Raw genomic sequence first — 21,716 nt, 5'->3', positions numbered from 1 at the left:
GATAAGCTGCCTACGGGCAGCTTATCTGTTTCTGGCTGCTGCAATCTATAAGGAGAGTTAACATGGCAGGTCATTCAAAATTCGCGAATATTAAACATCGTAAGGCAGCGCAGGATGCTAAACGGGGCAAAATATTTACCAAACTTATACGCGAATTGGTAGTGGCAGCGAAAGAGGGAGGGGGCAACCCTGATGATAACCCTCGTTTGCGAGCGGCCGTGGATAAAAGCCTTGGCGCTAATATGAAGCGCGATACCATAGATAAGGCGATTCTTCGTGGCTCAGGTGGAGCTGAAGGAGAGCACTACGATGAGCTGACCTATGAGGGCTATGGCTCGAATGGTGTGGCGATCATGGTTGAATGCATGACCGATAATGTGAACCGGACTGTTGCAGCTGTGAGAGCGGCTTTTAATAAATACAATGGCAATCTTGGAACCAGCGGATCAGTTGCCTATCTGTTCGAGAAAAAAGGGCAGATCACTTACGGTGAAGATGCTGATGAAGAGCAGCTTATGGATGATGCGCTTGAGGCTGGGGCTGATGATGTGGTTGCCAATGAGGATGGGTCGATCGATGTCTTCACCGACTGGCATGATTTTATCGATGTAAAGCAGGCGTTGGTCGAGTCGGGTCATGAGCCGGTGCATGCAGAGGTGGCGATGATTCCGTCAACAACAGTCGAGCTGGATGTTGATACGGCGCGTAAGGTATTGAAGCTGATTGACGCCTTGGATGATCTGGATGATTCTCAAGAGGTTTATCATAACGCCATTATTCCAGCAGACGCGATGGAAGAGTAATCGGTTTTTCTAAAGCGGAAGCCGGGGTTTTATCCTCGGCTTTTTTGTTGCTGACGAAAGATCTGCTTTTGTTAACTACAGCGCTGTTGTATGCTTGCCTGTATAAATAAACAGTATGCTGTTTTGTTAGATTTCATTTCAGCGGTCGTTTCAGTTTTTGTCTCCGTTGGTGGTTAAGGGTATTACACATCTATGCTGATATTGGGAATTGATCCGGGTTCCAGAGTAACTGGCTATGGCGTGATCAACTGCGTAGGTAATAAAAATGAGTATGTTGCCAGCGGTTGTATTCGGATCAAAGGTGATGAGTTACCAGGGCGACTGCAGCAGGTGTATTCAGGGGTCTGTGAGGTGATTGAGCACTACTGTCCTCAGGAGATGGCGATTGAGCAGGTCTTTATGGCACGTAATGCGGATTCCGCTTTAAAGTTAGGGCAGGCACGTGGCGTTGCAATTGTCGCAGGCACAAATGCGGAACTGCCAGTTTATGAATATGCTGCACGTAAAGTGAAACAATCGGTCGTGGGTAAAGGCTCCGCAGATAAGAGTCAGGTGCAGCATATGGTCGCCCATATATTAAAACTACCCGGTCTGCCTCAATCAGATGCTGCAGATGCGCTGGCGATTGCATTGTGTCATGCCCACACGCGTACAAGTTTGATTAAAACCGCCGGTAGTGTCTCAGCTCGAAATGCGAGCTGGCGTAGTTGAGAATGATATGACAGAAGCAAGTTATCAAGATTTTATCTATATGGCTGACCTGATCGGGGTGGCTGTTTTCGCTACAGCGGGTGCTCTGGCCGCTCAGGGTAAGCGTCTGGATATTTTAGGCGTGGTAGTGCTTGCGATCGTGACCTCTCTGGGTGGGGGGACGATTCGGGATATTACCTTAGATATTCATCCCGTTGTCTGGATTGCAGACACGGCATATCTCTGGACAGCCATCATCTCAGCTGTGGTAGCGTTCGTTGTCTGTCGGTACGTGCAGTATCCCAGAAGGATGTTGCTGATTCTGGATGCAGCGGGTCTGGCGCTATTTGCAGTATTAGGGGCGCAGAAATCACTGGCTATGGATCTGCCTGCGCTGATCGTTGTAATGATGGCGGTTGTCACCGGTTGTGCGGGTGGGATGATTCGAGATATTTTGACCGGTCAGATCCCTTTGATCCTCTCCAGGGATGGCGAACTATATGCGACCTGTGCTCTGGCTGGAGCGATTTTCTATATCGTCTTTGATGAGTACATGCCAGGACAGATCGTAGCGATCACCTCGATGATGATCATTTTCGTTTTACGCATGTCGGCGATGTTTGCAGATCTCAGGTTGCCTGAATTTATTGTTGCCGGGCATAAGCTGGAAAAAGTAAAAAAAGGAAAGAATAAGTGATAGGTCGACTAAAAGGTGAACTGATAGAAAAGCTTCCGCCTCAGCTGGTTATAGATGTGCAGGGAGTAGGGTACGAGGTTGAAGCGTCGATGAACACCTTCTATCAACTGCCTGAAGTTGGGTCGGGTGTGACGCTATTTACGCATTTTGTAGTCAGGGAGGATGCTCAGCTTCTATATGGGTTTTATGACCGGGAGGAGCGTTCGCTGTTTCGTACGCTGATTAAGGCGAACGGTGTTGGTCCTAAGCTTGCGATCACTATCTTATCGGGAATATCCACCGCAGAATTTGTCCGATGTGTGAATGACGGTGATACAGCGTCACTGATTAAGCTACCCGGTGTTGGCAAGAAAACTGCGGAACGTTTGATTGTCGAAATGAAAGATAAGATTAAGGCGCTTGGGCTTGAGATTTCCAGTGAGTTTCAGTTATCGGCTGCTGATGGCCCCGATATGGCCTCTTTTGAGCCGGTTAATGATGCTCGTCAGGAAGCTGAAAGTGCATTGATAGCTTTGGGGTACAAGCCGGTGCAGGCCACTAAAGTGGTTGAACAGGTGTTCAAGTCTCTGGGTAGTGCGGCAACGAGTGAAGAGCTTATTCGCCACTCATTGAAATCGATGGTCGGATAAAGGCTGGATTATGATTGAAGCAGATCGTTTTATTTCTCCGTTAAGTAATCCTGTAGAGGAAGCGCAGGATCGGGCGATCCGCCCTAAAAGCCTGGAAGACTATGTTGGTCAGCCGGTGGTGCGCGAACAGATGGAGATCTTCATTCAGGCCGCGAAGATGCGTAATGAAGCGTTAGATCATACGTTGATCTTTGGTCCGCCGGGCCTTGGGAAAACAACGCTAGCGAATATTATTGCAAATGAGATGGGATCTGAGATTAAAACAACGTCAGGACCCGTGCTTGAAAAAGCGGGTGATCTGGCGGCTTTGTTGACGAACCTCGAACCTAATGATGTTCTGTTTATTGATGAGATTCATCGCTTAAGCCCAAATGTTGAAGAGGTGCTCTATCCGGCGATGGAGGATTACCAGTTGGATATTATGATCGGTGAAGGTCCTGCGGCCCGCTCGATCAAGCTTGAGCTTCCCCCTTTTACTCTTGTCGGAGCAACGACCCGGGCGGGCCTGTTAACATCACCGCTACGTGATCGTTTCGGGATCGTCCAGCGCCTTGAATTTTATAATGTCGATGATCTGACCAGTATTGTTTCACGTTCAGCGGGTTTGTCTGGAACGCAGATCGATGATCATGGTGCTCGAGAGGTGGCTAAGCGCTCCAGAGGTACTCCGCGTATCGCAAATCGTCTGCTGAGACGGGCGCGTGACTACGCTGAGGTTAAAGGGGATGGTTTGATCGATAATGATATCGCGGACAAAGCACTGAATATGCTGAATGTTGATCATCACGGCTTTGATCATCTGGATCGGCGGATGTTACTGACACTGATTGAAAAGTTTGCGGGAGGTCCGGTCGGAGTAGAGAGTCTGGCGGCAGCAATTAGTGAAGAGCGGGATACGATTGAGGATGTACTCGAACCCTATCTTATCCAGCAGGGGTTTATTATGAGGACGCCACGAGGACGGGTCGTGACTGATCATGCTTACCGTCATTTCGGCATAGCTAAGCCTGGAGCTGAGTAGAAAGGCGACTCAGATCAATAAACCTTTTAGAAAGCAGGTTTTTTTTCACTGAGTGACCGCGATCAACGTGAAATAGGAGGCTGACCGTCTAAGATGCCTGTTATCTAAGATAACAAATAAAAAAAGAACGGGTAATGCCATGACGGTTAGTCTAAATCTCTCTGAAATATCTGCTATTAAGGCAGAGCTGCTTACATTGTTAGACCAGTTGCGTACTGAAGCGAATAATGAGTTTCAGCATCAGATTGAACCCCAGTCTCAGGGGGTGCATGATTCGGCTGAAGAAGCTGAGGCTGTTGTCGATCTGATGATTAATGTTGAAACATTGTCTCGGCATGATGAGGAGATCGCGGAGTGCGTTACTGCTCTGAAACGGATTGAGACAGGTGATTTTGGTTTTTGTACAGACTGTTCAGAAGAGATCGAGCTGAGTCGACTAAAAGCCTGCCCGACTGCGTCTCGCTGTATTCGTTGCCAGTCAGCTCATGAGGCGGTTTTACAAAAATCTGCTTAGCTTCAACGCCCTGAAACTCTTCTAGATAGCCTCCTATCATGCCCTGATAAGACCAGCCCTTGTGGCTGGTTTTTCACTTGTATTAATCACCGTGACTGTTATTGTTGTGCCTTTATTTCTGGTTTCTGAAAAAGCGTGAACTTTTACGTCTTTGACAGGTCAGAGTTCGGATTATTTACGCTTGGCTTACGATCTTTAGAGGAAGGAACTGTGGTCGAAAAAATGTCGATCTGGAGTCTGGTTGCAAATGCTAGTTTAGTCGTGCAACTGGTTATGCTTATGTTATTACTCGCATCGGTACTTTCCTGGATTATGATCTTCCAGCGTCAGGCTGTTTTGTCGAAGGCGAGACGCTCTCTGCGGAGCTTCGAAGATCGGTTCTGGTCAGGTGTGGACCTGGGTCAGCTATTCCGTGAGATTAATCATGAGCCTAATTCGGATTGTGGTGCTGAAAATATCTTTCGTGCTGGAATCAAAGAATATACTCGTCTGACACAACAGAGTGGCTTTGATCCTGATTCCGTTATGGACGGTGTTGAGCGCAGTATGAGAGTCGCTCTTGCCCGTGAAGAGGATAAACTAGAACGCCACCTCCCTTTCCTTGCAACAGTGGGTTCAACCAGTCCTTATATTGGCCTGTTTGGAACGGTCTGGGGGATTATGAACTCCTTCAGGGGTTTAGCCAATGTGCATCAGGCTACCCTGGCTTCGGTAGCTCCGGGCATTTCAGAGGCCCTGATTGCTACAGCGATAGGCTTATTTGCAGCCATTCCTGCCGTTATTGCTTATAACCGTTATTCCGCTCAGGTGGAGTACCTGCTGGGTAACTATGAGACCTTCGCGGATGAATTTTCATCGATTTTGCATCGCCGTATGCATGCCTCTCACTAATGTTGGGTGTGACCTGTGATTAGAAGGCATAAGAAAAAACGTAAGCTCAATGCAGATATCAATGTTGTTCCGTATATCGATGTCATGATGGTGCTATTGGTGATTTTTATGATCACCGCTCCGATGTTGACTCAAGGGGTGAATGTTGAGCTACCTAAAGCCTCTGCCGAACCTGTAGATGATAGTGATAATGAGCCGGTAATTGTGACAGTGGACGCAGAGGGGCGGTATTACATCGATGTGGGTGGCGACCCTAAAGTTCCTGTTGAGGCTGAGGTTGTTGAGGAGCGTGTTGCAAAAATTTTGGCCAGTAATCCAAGGAAAATGCTATTGGTCAGAGGTGATCGTAATGTTGATTATGACAAGGTCGTGCAGCTGATGGTTTTATTGCAGCAGGCGGGTGCACCTAGTGTCGGCCTGGTGACTGAGTAGGAATCGGTTTTGCGCGTAGGTAGTTACCTCTTACCCACTATTCTGGCTATAGCTCTGCACGCGGTTGTCGTCGGACTGTTGGCGCAGAGTTGGTTTGATCACAAAGATTCAGACCGTAAAGTGCCGCGTCATGTTCAGGCGCAGATTGTTGATCTGACAACACATAAAGCCCAGAAAGTGAAGGCCGCTGAGGCTAAAGCCAGAAACAAGGCCGAGCAGATACGAAAAGCTGAAGCTGAAAAAAATCGTAAAGAGAATCAGCGTAAACAGGAAGTTGCCAAGAAAAAGGCGGCTGAGAAAAAACGTCAGCAAGAGGTGGCCAGAAAGAAAGCGGCTGCCGAGAAAAAGCGCAAAGCTGAAGTAGCCAAGAAGAAAGCTGCGGAGAAAAAACGTCAGCAAGAGGTGGCCAGAAAGAAAGCAGCGGCCGAGAAAAAGCGCAAAGCTGAAGTAGCCAGGAAGAAAGCTGCGGAGAAAAAACGTCAGCAAGAGATCGCCAGAAAGAAAGCAGCTGATGCCAAAGCTAAAGCGGCTAAGGAAGCAGCAGCTCAGGCGTCTGCTAATGCAGCTTTACAACAAGCTCTGGCTGAAGAAGAGGCTGCGATTGCAGCAGAGGAACAAAGGGCAGCGGCAGCGAGTTATGAAGCATATATTGTAGATATGATTACGCGTAACTGGCGACGTTCTCCCTCTGCAAGAAACGGTATGGTGGTAGAGGTTACGATCCACCTTTTGCCTTCAGGAAGGGTGAATGATCGTTACGTTTCAAAATCCAGTGGCGACGCACGGTTCGATAATGATGCATTACGTGCGATTGATCGTGTACAGGTGTTTGAAAAACTACGCAATATGGATTCGGTTGTTTTTGATCGTTATTTCCGGAAACGTATTTTGAGATTCCGACCTGAAGATTTACGAAATTAGTGCCAGCTGGTTTGCTGCATGAGTATAAAAGTAAAGGGAGATCATTTTGAAACAGATGGTGAGTAGATTTTTAGCATTTAGTGCCTTGTTTCTGACCCTGTCGGTTCAGGCTGATAATGGTGATCTGGCTATTGAAATAACCCAGGGGATTGATGAGCCAACCCCCGTCGCGGTCGTTCCCTTTTCCTGGAATGGAAGTGCAGCGCTCAGAGAGGATATTGCGCAGATCGTTTCCAATGACCTGGGTCGGACCGGGTTGTTTTCAATGATGGATCGTCGAAATATGCTCAGTTTTCCCTCCTCCAGAGAGCAGCTGTTCTTCCGTGACTGGCGGGTAAGTAAAACTGAGTTTGTAGTAATTGGTCGTCAGTTGCCCGCTGAAAATGGACAGATCAAGGTCGAGTTTGAGCTATATGATGTGTTGAAGGAGCAGCAGTTGCTGGCTGAACGTGTCTCTGGCTCTCTGAATAATTTGCGGGATATCGCTCACTATATTTCAGATATGGTGTATGAAAAACTGACTGGTATTCGGGGTGCTTTCTCAACGCGGATTGTCTATGTGACGGCGCAGCAGTTCGGTGAGGGTAAGGTAAGATACCGGCTCAAAATGGCAGATTCTGATGGTGCGCGACCAGTAACTATTAGGGAGCAGAGTGAGCCTTTGATGTCGCCTGCCTGGTCTAAAGATGCTTCAAAGCTGGCATATGTGTCCTTTGAAAGTGGTAAGCCAGCAATCTATATCCAGTATTTAGCAACTGGAAAGCGGGAAAAAATTCAGTCTTTCAGAGGTCTGAATGGTGCTCCTGCCTGGTCACCTGATGGTCATAGACTGGCGCTGGTACTGTCAAAAGATGGAAACCCGGAAGTCTATATACTGGATCTCCGTTCACGAAATCTGGCACGTATCACTCATCATTATGGAATTGATACGGAGCCTTCCTGGTCACCGGATGGCCAGTCGTTGATCTTTACATCTGATCGGGGTGGTTTGCCACAGATCTACCGCATCCATCTGCCGACTCGCCAGTTAGAGCGCCTCACCTATGAGGGGAATTATAACTCTCGTGGTCGATTGACGCAGGATGGTCGCTTCCTGGCGATGGTACATCGTGGTATTGATAACGTATTTCATATTGCAGTGCAGGATCTTAAATCAGGACGAGTCGATGTACTGACCGATACTTATCTTGATGAATCTCCAACTATTGCACCAAATGGCAGTTTAATTCTTTATGCTACTCAAAAAGGGGTTAAAGGGGTGCTCGGTGGAGTGTCTCTGGATGGCAATGTACGCTTTATTTTGCCTTCTGCCAGTGGAGATGTCAGGGAGCCTGCTTGGAGTCCCTACTTGCAATAAATGTTTATAGACATTAACTTATGTTCAGACTTGGACATGGCGGCTTTTAATAATATTTTGCTTGCTGGGAAAACCAGCAAATTACAGGAGTGATCAATGCGAGCTTCCAACGTAACTAAAGCAGTTGCACTGGCTTTATCCGTAGCATGGGTGGCAGGTTGTAGTACATCTGGTACATCCAGCAGCACGGGTTCAACTGACGGTACTGACTCAGGTACAACTCAGGGTGTGGGCCAGGGGTCTGGTTTAAGTGGCTCTTCTATGACAGATGTGGCAAATCTACAGACTGTTTTCTATTTCGATTTTGACAAATCTGTAGTTAAAGCCGCAGGTTTTTCTGATCTGGAAAAGCATGCTACTTATCTGGCTGCTAACCCTTCTGCGCAAGTTGTTCTGGAAGGCCATGCTGATGAGCGTGGTACTCGTGAATATAACATCGCACTGGGTGAGCGCCGTGCCAAAGCGGTTTCTCGCTTCATGCAGGTTAATGGCGCATCGGCTTCTCAGATCGAAACCGTTAGCTTTGGTGAAGAGAAACCAGCAATTCTGGGTCACAGCGAAGCCAGCTGGAGCCAGAACCGACGTGTAGAACTGAAGTACGTAACTCGTTAATTTATGACTTCAGCAAATGCATTAGTTGCATCGGCATTAGCGCTGTTCATCAGCGCTAATGTTGCTGCTGAAGAGGTCCCGGTGATCGAGCTCGGGGCTGGTTCTAGTTCAAACCGATATCAAGTGGCTGCGCCTGCTGGATCAGTTACGGGTAGCACTGAGTTGATGCTGATTGTTCAGCAGCTTCAGGATGAGGTGCGATCCCTTCGTGGTCAGTTAGAACAGCAGGGCTATCGACTTAAACAGATGGAGCAGCAGCAGCTGGATCGCTACAGGGATCTGGATCGCCGTCTCTCATCTGTACAGCAAGGCGGGGTGGTTGCACCGGCAGGCTCTTCGTTATCCGCTTCCTCTAGTACCTCTAATCCGGCTGCTGTCAGCTCCAATCAAGCCTCTTTAGTGCAAGCTGATGCAACTCCAAGTGATGCTAAAGCCTACAAAGAAGCCTTTGGGCTGGTTCGCGAGCGGAATTTCCCAAAAGCGATCGAGGCTTTTACCGCCTTTGTAAAAGACTATCCTCAGAGCGCAAGGCTTGTAAATGCGCACTATTGGCTGGGTGAGATCTATCTGGCCGAACAGAAGCCCGAGTTAGCGCGCGAATCTTTCGTAAAGGTTGTGACCCAATTTCCAGATCACCGTAAGGCTCCGGATGCTGCCTATAAGTTAGGTATCGTCTACGATCAGTTAGGGGATCGTACGAAATCTTTGGAATACCTCGATCTCGTAATCAATAAATATCCGGATTCTTCCGCGGTTCGTCTTGCGAAAGAGTTCAAACGTCTGCAATAAGTTAATACCTGGTAATAGTGATGAATAAAAGTGCTGCTAATAAAGCAGTTGTTTTGCTGTCTGGTGGTTTAGATTCTGCAACAGCACTGGCAATCGCATCTGATGCGGGTTATGAGTGTTACGTTCTCAGTTTTGATTATGGTCAACGGTCACTGACCGAATTAAATGCGGCAAAAAAAATTGCAGTTCAGCAAAATGCCAAGGAGCACAGGGTCATCAGATTACATCTTGAGGACTTTGGTGGCTCAGCGTTAACGGATCACAGTATTGAAGTACCGGAGGAAGAGACTGAGGAGATTCCGGTAACCTATGTGCCCGCAAGAAATACGGTGTTTATGTCGCTTGCGTTAGGGTGGGCTGAGGTACTGGAAGCTGACGCGATTTTTATCGGAGTGAATGCTGTCGATTATTCGGGGTATCCGGATTGTCGTCCTGAGTATATCGCTGCTTTCGAGACTATGGCGAATCTAGCCACAAAACGAGGTGTTTGTGGGGATCCGATCAAGATCGAAACGCCGCTGATTGACCTGACAAAAGAGCAGATTATTCAGAAGGGCACGGCGCTGGGTGTCGATTACAGGCTCACAGTATCCTGCTATCAGGCAGATGATAATGGTCGTGCTTGTGGTGTGTGCGATAGCTGTCGTCTCCGGGCAAAAGGCTTTGAGGATGCGGGCCTAAAAGATCCTACTCGCTATCAATAAATTTGCTTGCATTACCATCGGGGGTGCGTAGAATACGCGCTCTCAGTGAGGGTCGTTAGCTCAGTCGGTAGAGCAGTTGGCTTTTAACCAATTGGTCATAGGTTCGAATCCTATACGACCCACCACTTAAAGAATCCAGCCATTGAGCTGGTTTTTTTATGCCTGAACGATACTGATACTGCGTTGAGTATAGGATGAGAACCGTCCCCGAAGGGAGGTTCGATTCGAAGGGCGCAGCCCGCAGAAAACAGTGGAGCCTGCGACACTGGCCCAAAGGGCACAGTAATCCTATACGACCCACCACTTAAAGAATCCAGCCATTGAGCTGGTTTTTTTATGCCTGAACGATACTGCGCTGAGTATAGGATGAGAACCGTCCCCGAAGGGAGGTTCGATTCGAAGGGCGCAGCCCGCAGAAAACAGTGGAGCCTGCGACACTGGCCCAAAGGGCATAGTAATCCTATATGACCCACCACTTAAAGAATCCAGCCATTGAGCTGGTTTTTTTATGCCTGAACGATACTGCGTTGAGTATAGGATGAGAGTCGTCCATGGTTCATTTCTCAGCAGTCTATTATCGCTAGTGGTCATCAGTGTGTTGCTGTATTCGGATATACATTTGTCTTTTATGCCCGTTTCAGGATATAGGCCTGCCTGATAATGTGGCCCGTTACGTTTTCTCCTGCTGTGGTATAATATGCAACCTCTTCCATTTGACAGTGTTTCGGATGGTAGCGCGGCCTAAGCAATCGGTGAGTAGGTCCGCTCCCCACGCGAGAATTATGAGTAATAACATCACATGTTGAGCAAACAGGATATTTCGGATCGCATCCTAATACAGGAGCATTTTGCAAAAGAACATCTGCCGCTGGATATGACTATCGAGCAGGCTCAGGATTATAAGCAGCGTATCAAACAGTTGCTGATTGAGAAGGATGCATGCCTGGTTGCGCATTACTATACCGATCCGATTCTTCAGCAGTTGGCTGATGAGACCGGCGGATGTGTTTCTGACTCTCTGGAGATGGCTCGTTTTGGTAATGCTCATTCCGCCAGTACTCTCGTAGTTGCAGGCGTGAAATTCATGGGTGAAACTGCAAAAATTCTGACGCCGGAGAAGCAGGTGATTATGCCTACCATTGAGGCGACATGCTCCTTGGATATCGGTTGCCCCATTGACGAATTTTCCGCTTTCTGTGACCAGCACCCGGATCATGAAGTCGTTGTTTATGCGAATACCTCCGCTGCAGTTAAGGCCAGAGCTGATTGGGTTGTAACTTCCAGTATCGCGCTGCAGGTGGTTGAGCACCTTGCTGATCAGGGTAAAAAGATTATCTGGGCACCTGATAAACATCTGGGAACTTATGTTCAGCGTCAGACCGGTATTGAGATGTTGATGTGGGATGGTTCCTGCATCGTACATGAAGAGTTTAAGGCGAAAGGGATCCTGGATCTTAAAAACGTCTATCCAGATGCCGCCGTTCTGGTTCATCCAGAGTCGCCAGATTCAGTTGTTGAGATCGCGGATGCGGTGGGTTCAACCACTCAGATTATCAATGCAGCAAGAGATCTGCCGAATGAGCAGTTCATTGTGGCTACTGATAAGGCGATCTTCTACAAGATGCAGCAGGCGGCACCAGGTAAACAGTTTATTGAGGCGCCTACCGGGGGTTCTGGAGCTACATGCCGTAGCTGTGCACACTGTCCCTGGATGGCCATGAATGGCCTTGAAAGTGTTTTACATGCGCTTGAAACGGGCCGGGATGAGATTCACGTTGATGAGAAGCTGGTTGTTGATGCTCGCCGGCCTCTGCAGAGGATGTTGGATTTTTCAGCCAATCTGAATAAGTAATAACGTGTTCAAATGCAGCCCACTCCGGTGGGCTTTTTTGTATCTTTAATAATCTAGCTTTAATGACTCACGGATCTGGAGGGCATCTTCTTTACGCTGTTCAAGCCTAGCTTTTTCACTGGATGTAAGCGTTTTCTCCCTTAAGGCAAAATCAAGCTGCCTTAATGCTTTGTCGATATTCGCAGTTAAAAGAAAATATTCAATACGAGCTTCATGAACACCGACGATATTCCCCTCAAGGCCGTATGACTCCGCAAGTAGATACCAGGCACGACTATCGTTCGGATTATGCTCAATCAGCTGTCTATAAACACGCGAGGCTTGTCTCGGTTGGTTATTACGGAGCAGGGCATCAGCATAGAGGTAGCTGACTGCATGGCTGCCTGGGTAGAGCCGCACCAGCTTTTCAAGCTGTGTAACTGCTTTCTTATACTTCTCTTTGGCTAGCTCTAACTCGGCCTGCAGCAGGCGCCCAGGCAGAGAGCTTCTGAAGGCTGGGCTAAATGAGTTAATGTTCTGCGCAGCCAAAGCGTAGCTCTTCGCTTTAATAGCCGTAATAGCTATCGCATATCGTATAGAGTCGTTATCACCCAACTTTTGGGTTTCTTGATATTTTTTCAGAAGTTGTGGAAGGTCTTTTGAATAGTTTGCCTGGATACGGGCCTTTACTAGGTTGAATTCGATTGAATTCAAACGGGGAGTTTTTCCCTGAATGCTTTCAGCCCGATTTAATGCATCGGATATGCGTGATTGGGTGACAGGGTGGGTCAGAAGAAACTCAGGAGGAACCCGGCTGAAACGTGCCTGTTTTTGTAGTTCCGTAAACATATTCGCCATAGCTATGGGAGGATAGCCGGAACTAGTGAGTGTCTGCATCCCGATATAATCCGCTTCACGCTCATTTTGTCGACTGAATGCCAATTTATTCGCAGCAGATGCAGCCATAGAGGATTGAAGGCCTACAATTCCAGCTTCCGGATCTGCAGCGGCTAGCAGGATACTTCCCAGAATCGTAGCCAGATGAAATGGGCGGTTTCTTTGTTGCTCCTCTAACTGCGCTGCAAAATGTCGTTGGCTTAAATGTGCTAATTCGTGAGCAAGTACGGAAGCGAGCTGTGCTTCATTCTTAGCGGTTAACAGGAGCCCTGTATGGACGCCTATTACTCCCCCCGGAACAGCAAAAGCATTAACGCTTGGATTATCCAGTACCAATATCTCCAGACGTCTGTCTGTAAGTTGGCTGTGAGTCACCAGACTCCATGTGAGGTCTTCTATGTACTGACTAACAAATGCATCTTCATAGATACGTGCACTCCCTCTTAGCATTCGCACCCAGGCTCTTCCCAACTGATATTCTTTCTGCAGTGAGAGGACGCTATAACCACTACCTCCGATACTGGGTAGCTGCGATTCCGACTTACTGGATAGAGAGTAGAGGGTTAGTAAGCATGCAATGAAACAGGATATTACTGGCTTATACATATTTGGTATCCGAAAAAGCCCGTGCTAATACAAACAATTATGTTATATAGTGCTGAACTTGATTGATAACGACAACATAAATTACGTTAAGAAAAGTTAATGTCTGAATTCCCTTTTGATGAAGTTCTGGATGCCACTGGTTTAAATTGCCCTTTGCCATTGCTAAAAGCGAAACAGGCACTTAATAAGCTTACAACAGGGAAAGTGTTAAAAGTTATAGCGACAGATAGTGGATCAATTAGAGATTTCAAAGCTTTTACTGATCAGTCTGACCACGAACTGCTGCAATCGTTCACTGATAAAGAGCCATACACGTACTTTATTAAACGAGGTTAAATAGTCGTTCAAATGCGTAAGATATTTTCGAAGTGGATAGAGCGATATTTTTCTGACGAGGAAGCGCTGCTTCTATTCGTCCTGTTGGGCGTTGCTCTGCTAGTTATACTGACCTTGGGGCAGGCTCTTGCGCCAGTTTTCGCAGGTATAATCCTGGCCTTTTTGATGCAGGGGGGGGTCAATAGACTCAGGCAGCTCAAAGTGCCGCACCTGCTATCAGTCGTTCTGGTCTTTGTGGGTTTTGTTGGCGCATTGGCAGCTCTTTTGCTGATCGTAATGCCCTTGGCGTGGAAGCAGGCGGCGACACTGTTTAATGAGTTACCCCGGATTCTCTCTGAGATTCAGGCAGTGCTGCTACTGTTGCCGGAGCGCTACCCCGAATTTATCTCTGAGGCGCGAATTCTGGAGCTAATCAATCTTGCGGCGGCTGAACTGTCGCAGATGGGACAGTGGGTTTTAACGTTCTCCCTCAACTCAATTACTAGCATTATCGCCCTGCTTATCTATCTGGTGTTGGTGCCTATCCTTGTTTTCTTCTTTTTGAAAGATGGTGCTTCTTTAACCCATTGGTGGGTGTCATTCCTGCCCGAAAAAAGGGAGATGATGACAAAAGTCTGGACTGAGATGGATGATCAGATCGCTAACTATATCCGTGGCAAGGTGATTGAGATCGTCGTGGTGGGTGCGGTTACCTATGTAACGTTTATCTTTCTGGGTATTAACTACGCTGCGCTGCTTGGGATTTTGGTGGGACTGTCGGTTTTGATCCCTTACATAGGGGCTGCGCTGGTAACTCTGCCTGTCGCATTGATCGCCTTTTTTCAGTGGGGTTGGAGCGGTGAGTTCATGTACCTGATGATTGCGTATGGCATTATTCAGGCGCTTGACGGTAATGTGTTGGTGCCATTGCTCTTTTCTGAAGCGGTTAACCTCCACCCTGTTGCAATTATTGTGGCTGTTTTAGTTTTTGGGGGGTTATGGGGGTTTTGGGGAGTGTTCTTTGCGATCCCTCTGGCAACACTGTTCAAAGCGATTGTTAGCGCCTGGCCAAAGGTGCAACAGGTTACGGCAGAAGAGGGCGGTGCTTAACACCGCCTTTATAGTTAAAGGGCCTGAGCTGCTGTAAGCACCTCATCCACGTGGCCTTTAACCTTAACGCCTCTCCATTCCTGTTTGAGAACGCCTTCGCTATCAATCAGGAAGGTGGAGCGTTCGATCCCCATATACTCACGACCGTAGTTCTTTTTAAGTTTGATCACATCAAACAACTTACAAAGTTCCTCTTCAGGGTCGCTGATCAGCTCAAAAGGAAAGGATTGTTTCGTTTTAAAGTTTTCATGCGCACGTAAGCTGTCTCTGGAAACGCCATATATGACTGTGTTAGCGTCCTGAAACTGATCAATGCTGTCGCGGAAGTTCTGTCCCTCCGTCGTACATCCTGGTGTGCTGTCCTTTGGATAGAAATAGATAACAACATTCTTTCCCCTCAGTTCTTCAAGGGAAACCGTGTGTTCACTTGTGGCCTGCGCGGTAAAAGAGGGTACCGTTTGATTGATAGAAACGCTGCTCATAGTAATTCCTTAGTGATGATGGCTACTCAACAAAGTGCAAAATCGTATAGAATAACGACCCTAAATACGATACCAGATCTGATTTAGATTTTAAGTGAGTCGGTATTATCGAAATAAAGCAGATTGATCGGTCTGTATGAATCCATTGCTGGTGCTGATATACAGTTATAGTTTTCAGCAAAAAAACAGTGATTTCATATAGCTAGAGCGGTATTAGACAAGTTTTAAGGTTGTAATAAGTGATAGGGCAGAGTAGTTTTGTCCTTTGCTCAACCTGATATATATCTCATGGAGAATAAAATGATTACTGGCAGCATTGTTGCTCTCGTTACCCCTATGCATTCTAACGGTGAAGTCGATTGGGAAAATCTCGACAAACTGGTCGATATGCATCTGGCGAAGGGCACTGATTCTATCGTCGCTGTGGGCACCACCGGTGAATCCGCAACTCTTAACTGCGATGAGCACTGCCAGGTTATCAAACGTGTTGTGGAGCGTGTTGCTGGACGTATTCCAGTTATCGCCGGTACTGGTGCGAATTCGACATCAGAAGCGATTGAATTAACGGCTGAAGCTAAAAAAGTAGGTGCTGATGCCTGCCTGTTGGTTACTCCTTATTACAACAAGCCTACCCAGGAAGGTTTGTATCAGCATTTCAAAGCAATTGCTGAAGCGGTGGATATTCCACAGGTTCTTTATAACGTTCCGGGTCGAACTGCTTGTGATATGCAGACTGAGACTGTGGTTCGTCTGACTGCACTGCCTAATATTGTCGGAATAAAAGAGGCAACGGGTGATGTACCCAGAGGATTGGATCTGATTGCAAAAGTACCGGCAGATTTTGCGGTTTATTCGGGTGATGACGCAACGGCTGTTGAGCTGATGATCGGTGGTGGTAAAGGCAATATTTCTGTGACTGCCAATGTTGCGCCAGCTGAAATGTCTGAGTTGTGTGACCTTGCTATGTCCGGTAAAGCGGATGAGGCACGAGCATTGAATAATCGAATGATGCCACTGCATGAGAAACTGTTTGTTGAGGCCAATCCGATCCCTGTTAAATGGGCGATGGCTGAAATGGGTCTTATGGGATTAGGTATTCGTCTTCCATTAACGGTATTGGCTGATGAATGTCACGATGTAGTTCGTGATGCAATGCGTAGCTGTGAAATTATCTAAGCGATTCTAGAAATGAAAAAAATTGTATCTGTAACAGTTGTAACAGGCACGCTGATTTCCGGCTGCAGTGTCATTGAAGATAACCCAATCTATGGGGAGCAAGGTATTGTTCGTGACCGTAGCCAGGACTATGAGTTGGCAGAACAGGGTAAGCGCCTGGAAATTCCGACTCACCTGGATGCTAAGCGCACTGAAGATACATTGAAAGTACCTGAAATTAGTCAGGTTGCTACCGCACGGACTGGTGATTTTATCGTGCCGAGACCCGAGTTCTTTTACGCAGAAGCGGGTAGCGAATCAGTTAGTTTAAAGCGTGAAGCGGGTGAAAAGCTGATCGTTGTGGATGAAGGTATCACCAGCGTTTGGGTAAAACTTCAGGAGTTTTGGCAGTTTAATGGTATTGATATTGCCAAATCTGATCCGCGTCAGGGGCAGATGGAAACTCAGTGGATCTACCACGAAGCGAAAGAGTTTAGTTTTATAGATACTTGGGTTAAGCGCCTGACATTCCAGGATATCCCCGGACCAACTAAGGACAAGCTTAAGGTTAGCCTCAAGCCGGTTGTCGGCGAAGACGGCCGTACTGCGATATCTATGCAGCATGTTCGCTTTGCTGCAGATGATGATGTAGCTGCTATTGATTGGAGTGAAAGCTCTCGTGATGTTAGTTATAAATCAGACATGATGTTTGAGATGCTTCGCTATCTGGGTAAATCTTCGGGTGAGCGGAGTGCACAGACTCTGATGGCCTTCAAAGAGAAGCGTCGCGTAGGCAACCAGCTGGGGCGTGATTCCCGTGGTAATCCTGTATTAAAGCTTGATGCAGATATCGAAACCGCCTGGAACGAAGTAAGTCGTGCCTTGGATAAGGCGGATATGGATGTGGGAACACGTAACCCAGATACCGGCTATTTCTATATGACCTACACTACCTCGACACCTTTTGAGAATGTTGAAGAGATGGGTTTCTTTGAATGGCTGCACTCTGATCGTGGTGAAATTACATTAGATACCAGTTCTATCTCGGCAGCTTTGGGGTTGGGGGATGAAGATCCTAATGGCATTAAGTACACCTCTGGAAAAACGGCTGCTTACCTTCAGGGGGTCAAAGAGGGGGATGTTAAGGATTCCCTGATCGATCCAGAAGATGAGGGTAACAAGCAGGGCTATAAGATCTGGTTTGCGGGCAAAGCGATCTACGTCTTCGGGGAAGGTGATTCCGGTGTCTACAACCAGTCAACAGGTAAGTTTGAGCATACCGGCCAGTATCAGCTGAAGATGATCAGAACACGTAATGGTATTTTCCTGAGTGTGTTGACCGCGGATGGTGTTTCAGCACCTGCGATTGTAGCTGAGGAGATTCTCTGGGAGGTTAAAGAGAACCTTCCAAGAGGTTAACCATACTGCTTTTAATCAAGGGCCTTTTTAGGCCCTTTTTCTTTTTTTGGGATCGATTATGCGTGCCGTAATTCTTGATTTGAAAGGTCTGGAAACACTGGATCTTTCACCGATTGAACATGTTGTTTCTGAACTTGTTTGTTATGAGTTGACCTCAGAAGATGATGTGGCTGACCGCATCCGTGGGTTTGATATCGTTATTACGAATAAGACAGCGCTTTCTGAAGATGTCATTCTTAATGCGGACCGGTTGCAGTACATCTGTGTGCTCGCAACAGGGACCAATGTTGTCGATAAGGACGCTGCCCTTAAACGGGGAGTACCGGTCTCGAACTGTGTGGCCTATGGCGTTGATTCAGTTGTTCAGCATGTCTGGTCACTGATCCTCGCTCTTCATACGAACCTGTTGGGTTATGTACAAGATGTAAGGCAGGGTGAGTGGCAGCGCTCTGATCAGTTTTGTTTTTTTAATCATCCGATAGCAGAGCTTAAAGGTCGTACACTAGGTATTGTTGGTTATGGTAATTTGGGTCGAGGCGTTGCCCGAATTGCCGAGGCTTTTGGCATGGATGTGATCGTTTCGCAGCGAATTGGGAGTGAAGGGGTACCTCAAAAAGGTCGAGTGACATTTGAGCAGTTAATTCAGCAGGCCGATGTAATTTCACTCCACTGCCCGCTTACTGAGAAAACTGAGAACTTATTTGACCGTGATGTTTTTAAGCATATGAAGAGCAGTGCTTTTCTCATTAATGCGGCCCGTGGTGGGATCGTCAATGAGCCCGCCTTAGTAGAAGCGTTGACCGATGGGGAGATCGCTGCTGCTGCGACAGACGTGCTCACAACCGAACCGCCTAAAGAGGGAAATGTTCTTATCGATGCATCACTCCCCAATCTTCTGATTACACCTCATATCGCGTGGGGGAGCGTAGAAGCGCGTACCCGAGTGATTGCTCAGACCGCAGAAAATATTTCGGCGTTCTGTCATGGAGAAACGGTTCGTACGGTTTGATAATATTCCAGATCAGAATGGGCTGCTTGCCTTAAACGTCATTATCTCTCCTGTTTTTGGGTGGGGGAGTGATAAGGTTTCGGCGTGAAGCAGTAGTCGTGGTGAGAGTGAGACAATTTTCTCTGGCGCGTAAAAGCGATCACCAACGATCGGGTGACCCATCGCTTGCATGTGAACTCGAAGTTGGTGTGACCGTCCCGTTACTGGTGTTAGCGCAACACGCGTTCCATGCGTGTCCTGACCGATGACTTCCCAGTGGGTCAGTGCAGATTTGCCCTGTTCAAAGTCAACGATCTGCAGTGGCCGGTTCTCCCAATCGCAACGTAGAGGGAGCTCTATGCTTCCTTTGGTATTATCTGGGGTGCCGCTAATAATCGCCTGATAACGTTTCTCAGTCAGCCGCTCCTGAAAGCTTCTGCTCAAAGAGCGTTGGTCCTCAAGTGTGAGTGCCAGCACAATCAGCCCTGAGGTTGCATAATCCAATCGGTGAACAATGCGTGCGGTGGGAAATTGCTGTTGAACGCGACGCCACAAACAGTCTTGCTTCTCTTCTCCCCGTCCGGGGACAGATAACATATCGTAGGGTTTATTGGCGATCACAAGGTTGTCATCGCTGTAGACAATCTCAATCATATTAGGCTTTTCTGAATAGGATGAGCGATTCAACATGTGATGTCTGTGGAAACATGTCCATCACACAAAAGCGTTCAGCGGTGTATCCCTGCCGGATAAGTTCTGCGCCATCACGCGCCAGCGCGGCGGGGTTGCAGGAAACGTAAAGGATATATTCCGCTTTATGCTGTTCCAGTTGTTGGATGATCTCTAATGCGCCCGTTCTCGGAGGGTCAAGAAGGATCTTGTTAAACCCCTGTTTATACCAGGGCATTGCTGTGAGGTCTTTGCTCAGGTCAGCACGATAGAAACTACAGTTAGGCAACTGATTAAGCTCTGCATTCTCTCTGGAACGTTCAACCATATCTTCAACGCCTTCAACACCGACAACGGAGGCCGCGGTGGTAGCGATCGGCAGGGTGAAATTGCCGATGCCACTGAAAAGGTCAAGCACGCGATCGGATTCTGTCAGTTCGAGCCACTCGATAGCGCGATCAATCATCTGCTGGTTTACACTGGCGTTAACCTGTATGAAGTCACCAGGCTGGAACCGGATCTGCGTCCCAGACGTTTGATGGGTATAGCCTAGTGTAGCTTCCTCTTCGAACGCCTCTGAGTGATCGCCAAAATCCAGGTAGAGTTTAAAACCCAGATTAGTTGCCAGGGTGTTGAGTTGTTCGCACAGCTCTTTCGAAGGTTGTTTCTTAACTCTTAGTGTCATCGCGCCCTCATGATCACCTAAGCTAAGTTCGGCATGGGTGATCTCTTTGAAGGACTCTGCAGATTCTAGAAGCGGTGGTAAGCCCTTAAGAACTTTGTTGAGAGGTTCGGCAAGTACGGGGCAGTCTGTGATTGATGTTAGTTTATTGCTGCCGCGCCGGCGAAAACCAACAATGGGGCTGCCATCACGTTTGAGTTGGTTAATACCGAGACGGCAGCTGCGTCGATACTGCCAACTAGGGCTGGTTATTGCTCTTTCGATCGTTTTAGGTGAAAACTTACCTAATCTGGATAGCTGATCTAGTACCAGTTTTTCCTTTGTTGTGATCTGTACATTGTGATCATAGTGTTGGAGGTCACACCCTCCACACTGATCATAATGTTTGCATTTAGGGTCTGTTCTGTCTGGAGAAGCTTTTATCACTTCTATGCAGGTGGCTTCATCAAAACGCCTGTGTTTTGTCTCGACCTGATACTTTACTTGCTCATCAGGTAGGGCTCCGGCGACGAAAATGGTTTTGCCTTCGTGCTTCGCAATACCACGTCCTTCATGGCTCATCCCTTCGATGTTTAGTAGTTCTGGATACTCGAAAGATTTATTGGACCTGCTTTTTGACTTGATAGGGCGAGCGAAGAGGCTTTTGCTTTTTTTCATAACGGGCTACCGGAGGAATTAGGGCGCAATATTATCAGAAAGCGGACTTTTAAGTGTAGTTGAGCGCGTGTTAATGAATGAGAGGAGTAAACAGTGGTAAGCAGATCCAGAGGTAGAGGGTGACTTCAGTTAGTTGCTGGCTGCAACCCAGGCAGTCCCCAGTATAGCCTCCAATCCGTTTCTTAAAATAATGACTAAGCCACAGATTGAGAAGGAAGCAGGGTAATAGAACGCTTATGAAACTGATTGGCAGTAATAAAAGACAAAAGATCCCTGGAATGCTCGCAATCATAAGGTCTGAGGTATTAAATCGACTGATTATCTCAGCTGATTTACTCTGTTCCTGTCGTCCTGCATAAATGTTCTGCGAGACAATCCAAAGAGGAAATATCCTGCTGATAACTTGAGCGGTGATCAGAATGCTGACTGTATCTTCAATTGAAGACAGGGACTGGTACTTCAGTGCGAATACTGCAATTAGGCTCAGGGTGCCATAGGTTCCAATGCGTGAGTCCTTCATGATTTTGAGGACCTGCGACTTATCCCACCCCCCACCAAAACCATCACAACAATCCGCTAAGCCATCTTCATGAAGCGCACCGGTAATCAATATGCAGGTTACCATCGCTAAGATAATGGCAATTTCGTGAGTAAACAGGAATGAGCAAAGAATATAGGCCGTCGCTGATAGTAGGCCGACGATAAGGCCGACCCAGGGTAGATACTTTAGTGAATTTGCCTGATTCTCTACAGAGAATTCAACCCACTCAGGTACCTTAATGCGTGTGAAATAGGCTAACGCATTTAAAAAAAGATGTAGCTGATGAGGGTGTGATTTCATTAAA

General features: G+C 47.4%; 24 protein-coding genes and 1 tRNA gene. 20 read left to right on the top strand and 5 right to left on the bottom strand.

The genetic code is table 11. The features are described from left to right. The first annotated feature begins 62 nt into the window (after nt 1-62). The 15 genes from Q0882_RS00795 to nadA all read left to right on the top strand — a co-directional run bounded on the left by Q0882_RS00795 (nt 63) and on the right by nadA (nt 11,912). The gene (locus tag Q0882_RS00795) at nt 63-803 is read left to right on the top strand and encodes a YebC/PmpR family DNA-binding transcriptional regulator (protein WP_299176679.1); all 741 of its coding nucleotides are present in this window, start codon (nt 63-65) and stop codon (nt 801-803) included. Between the two features lie 192 nt (nt 804-995). Continuing rightward, nucleotides 996-1,514 carry a crossover junction endodeoxyribonuclease RuvC gene (ruvC, locus tag Q0882_RS00790; RefSeq protein WP_299176676.1) on the top strand — a complete coding sequence of 173 codons (519 nt, stop codon included), beginning with the start codon at nt 996-998 and terminating at the stop codon, nt 1,512-1,514. A 7-nt stretch (nt 1,515-1,521) separates the two neighbouring features. Further along, the gene (locus Q0882_RS00785; RefSeq protein WP_299176672.1) at nt 1,522-2,190 is read left to right on the top strand and encodes a trimeric intracellular cation channel family protein; all 669 of its coding nucleotides are present in this window, start codon (nt 1,522-1,524) and stop codon (nt 2,188-2,190) included. Next, on the top strand, nt 2,187-2,819 hold the full coding sequence (ruvA, locus tag Q0882_RS00780; protein ID WP_299176669.1) for a Holliday junction branch migration protein RuvA: 633 nt from the start codon (nt 2,187-2,189) through the stop codon (nt 2,817-2,819). The genes Q0882_RS00785 and ruvA overlap by 4 nt, the downstream gene beginning before the upstream one ends. Before the next feature lie 10 nt (nt 2,820-2,829). Further along, nucleotides 2,830-3,840, top strand: coding sequence for a Holliday junction branch migration DNA helicase RuvB (gene ruvB, locus Q0882_RS00775; protein ID WP_299176666.1), 1,011 nt, complete (start codon nt 2,830-2,832; stop codon nt 3,838-3,840). A gap of 139 nt (nt 3,841-3,979) precedes the next feature. Further along, nucleotides 3,980-4,354, top strand: coding sequence for a TraR/DksA family transcriptional regulator (locus Q0882_RS00770; RefSeq protein WP_299176663.1), 375 nt, complete (start codon nt 3,980-3,982; stop codon nt 4,352-4,354). Between the two features lie 210 nt (nt 4,355-4,564). Then, on the top strand, nt 4,565-5,245 hold the full coding sequence (gene tolQ / locus Q0882_RS00765; protein ID WP_299176661.1) for a protein TolQ: 681 nt from the start codon (nt 4,565-4,567) through the stop codon (nt 5,243-5,245). 15 nt (nt 5,246-5,260) lie between these two features. Then, nucleotides 5,261-5,677, top strand: coding sequence for a protein TolR (gene tolR / locus Q0882_RS00760; RefSeq protein WP_299176659.1), 417 nt, complete (start codon nt 5,261-5,263; stop codon nt 5,675-5,677). 9 nt (nt 5,678-5,686) lie between these two features. Then, on the top strand, nt 5,687-6,598 hold the full coding sequence (gene tolA / locus Q0882_RS00755; RefSeq protein ID WP_299176656.1) for a cell envelope integrity protein TolA: 912 nt from the start codon (nt 5,687-5,689) through the stop codon (nt 6,596-6,598). A 55-nt stretch (nt 6,599-6,653) separates the two neighbouring features. Continuing rightward, a complete protein-coding gene (tolB, locus tag Q0882_RS00750; protein ID WP_299177410.1) occupies nt 6,654-7,955 on the top strand; it encodes a Tol-Pal system beta propeller repeat protein TolB in 1,302 nt (433 codons plus the stop codon). A 96-nt stretch (nt 7,956-8,051) separates the two neighbouring features. Next, nucleotides 8,052-8,567, top strand: coding sequence for a peptidoglycan-associated lipoprotein Pal (gene pal / locus Q0882_RS00745; RefSeq protein ID WP_299176653.1), 516 nt, complete (start codon nt 8,052-8,054; stop codon nt 8,565-8,567). A 3-nt stretch (nt 8,568-8,570) separates the two neighbouring features. Beyond that, the gene (gene ybgF, locus Q0882_RS00740; protein WP_299176649.1) at nt 8,571-9,356 is read left to right on the top strand and encodes a tol-pal system protein YbgF; all 786 of its coding nucleotides are present in this window, start codon (nt 8,571-8,573) and stop codon (nt 9,354-9,356) included. A gap of 20 nt (nt 9,357-9,376) precedes the next feature. Further along, nucleotides 9,377-10,060 carry a 7-cyano-7-deazaguanine synthase QueC gene (queC, locus tag Q0882_RS00735; protein WP_299176646.1) on the top strand — a complete coding sequence of 228 codons (684 nt, stop codon included), beginning with the start codon at nt 9,377-9,379 and terminating at the stop codon, nt 10,058-10,060. Nucleotides 10,061-10,109: 49 nt separating this feature from the next. Next, nucleotides 10,110-10,185 (top strand) — tRNA-Lys (locus tag Q0882_RS00730). Between the two features lie 674 nt (nt 10,186-10,859). Further along, nucleotides 10,860-11,912, top strand: a complete 1,053-nt coding sequence (nadA, locus tag Q0882_RS00725) for a quinolinate synthase NadA (RefSeq protein WP_299176643.1) — start codon at nt 10,860-10,862, stop codon at nt 11,910-11,912. Nucleotides 11,913-11,957: 45 nt separating this feature from the next. On the opposite strand, the gene Q0882_RS00720 is transcribed toward nadA, so the two are convergent. Continuing rightward, a complete protein-coding gene (locus Q0882_RS00720; RefSeq protein WP_299176640.1) occupies nt 11,958-13,394 on the bottom strand; it encodes a M48 family metalloprotease in 1,437 nt (478 codons plus the stop codon). A 99-nt stretch (nt 13,395-13,493) separates the two neighbouring features. Here Q0882_RS00720 and Q0882_RS00715 point away from each other — a divergent pair, with 99 nt between their 5' ends. Further along, nucleotides 13,494-13,730 carry a sulfurtransferase TusA family protein gene (locus tag Q0882_RS00715; RefSeq protein WP_299176637.1) on the top strand — a complete coding sequence of 79 codons (237 nt, stop codon included), beginning with the start codon at nt 13,494-13,496 and terminating at the stop codon, nt 13,728-13,730. A gap of 12 nt (nt 13,731-13,742) precedes the next feature. After that, nucleotides 13,743-14,819: an AI-2E family transporter gene (locus Q0882_RS00710; RefSeq protein ID WP_299176634.1), complete on the top strand. Its 1,077-nt coding sequence runs from the start codon at nt 13,743-13,745 to the stop codon at nt 14,817-14,819. 14 nt (nt 14,820-14,833) lie between these two features. On the opposite strand, the gene Q0882_RS00705 is transcribed toward Q0882_RS00710, so the two are convergent. Further along, nucleotides 14,834-15,301, bottom strand: coding sequence for a peroxiredoxin (locus tag Q0882_RS00705; RefSeq protein WP_299176631.1), 468 nt, complete (start codon nt 15,299-15,301; stop codon nt 14,834-14,836). Between the two features lie 300 nt (nt 15,302-15,601). Between Q0882_RS00705 and dapA the strand changes: the two genes are divergently transcribed. From dapA to Q0882_RS00690, 3 genes are read left to right on the top strand one after another with little or no spacing between them, the layout of a single operon-like run. Further along, on the top strand, nt 15,602-16,477 hold the full coding sequence (dapA, locus tag Q0882_RS00700) for a 4-hydroxy-tetrahydrodipicolinate synthase (protein WP_299176628.1): 876 nt from the start codon (nt 15,602-15,604) through the stop codon (nt 16,475-16,477). Nucleotides 16,478-16,489: 12 nt separating this feature from the next. Then, the gene (gene bamC / locus Q0882_RS00695) at nt 16,490-17,875 is read left to right on the top strand and encodes an outer membrane protein assembly factor BamC (RefSeq protein ID WP_299176627.1); all 1,386 of its coding nucleotides are present in this window, start codon (nt 16,490-16,492) and stop codon (nt 17,873-17,875) included. A 58-nt stretch (nt 17,876-17,933) separates the two neighbouring features. After that, nucleotides 17,934-18,884 carry a D-2-hydroxyacid dehydrogenase gene (locus tag Q0882_RS00690; protein ID WP_299176625.1) on the top strand — a complete coding sequence of 317 codons (951 nt, stop codon included), beginning with the start codon at nt 17,934-17,936 and terminating at the stop codon, nt 18,882-18,884. 12 nt (nt 18,885-18,896) lie between these two features. Here Q0882_RS00690 and Q0882_RS00685 read toward each other — a convergent pair whose 3' ends face one another. From Q0882_RS00685 to cobS, 3 genes are all read right to left on the bottom strand, one after another. After that, entirely contained in the window at nt 18,897-19,553 is a 657-nt protein-coding gene (locus tag Q0882_RS00685) for a pseudouridine synthase (protein ID WP_299176623.1), read from the bottom strand. Further along, complete coding sequence (gene rlmD / locus Q0882_RS00680) at nt 19,519-20,871, bottom strand: 23S rRNA (uracil(1939)-C(5))-methyltransferase RlmD (RefSeq protein WP_299176620.1); 1,353 nt, start codon at nt 20,869-20,871, stop codon at nt 19,519-19,521. The genes Q0882_RS00685 and rlmD overlap by 35 nt, the downstream gene beginning before the upstream one ends. Before the next feature lie 70 nt (nt 20,872-20,941). Then, complete coding sequence (gene cobS, locus Q0882_RS00675) at nt 20,942-21,712, bottom strand: adenosylcobinamide-GDP ribazoletransferase (protein ID WP_299176618.1); 771 nt, start codon at nt 21,710-21,712, stop codon at nt 20,942-20,944. Between the last annotated feature and the right edge of the window lie 4 nt (nt 21,713-21,716).

The sequence above is a fragment of the uncultured Neptuniibacter sp. genome (genome assembly GCF_947498015.1).
Lineage (GTDB): Bacteria > Pseudomonadota > Gammaproteobacteria > Pseudomonadales > Balneatricaceae > Neptuniibacter.
This window is presented reverse-complemented; position numbering and strand designations above follow the sequence as displayed.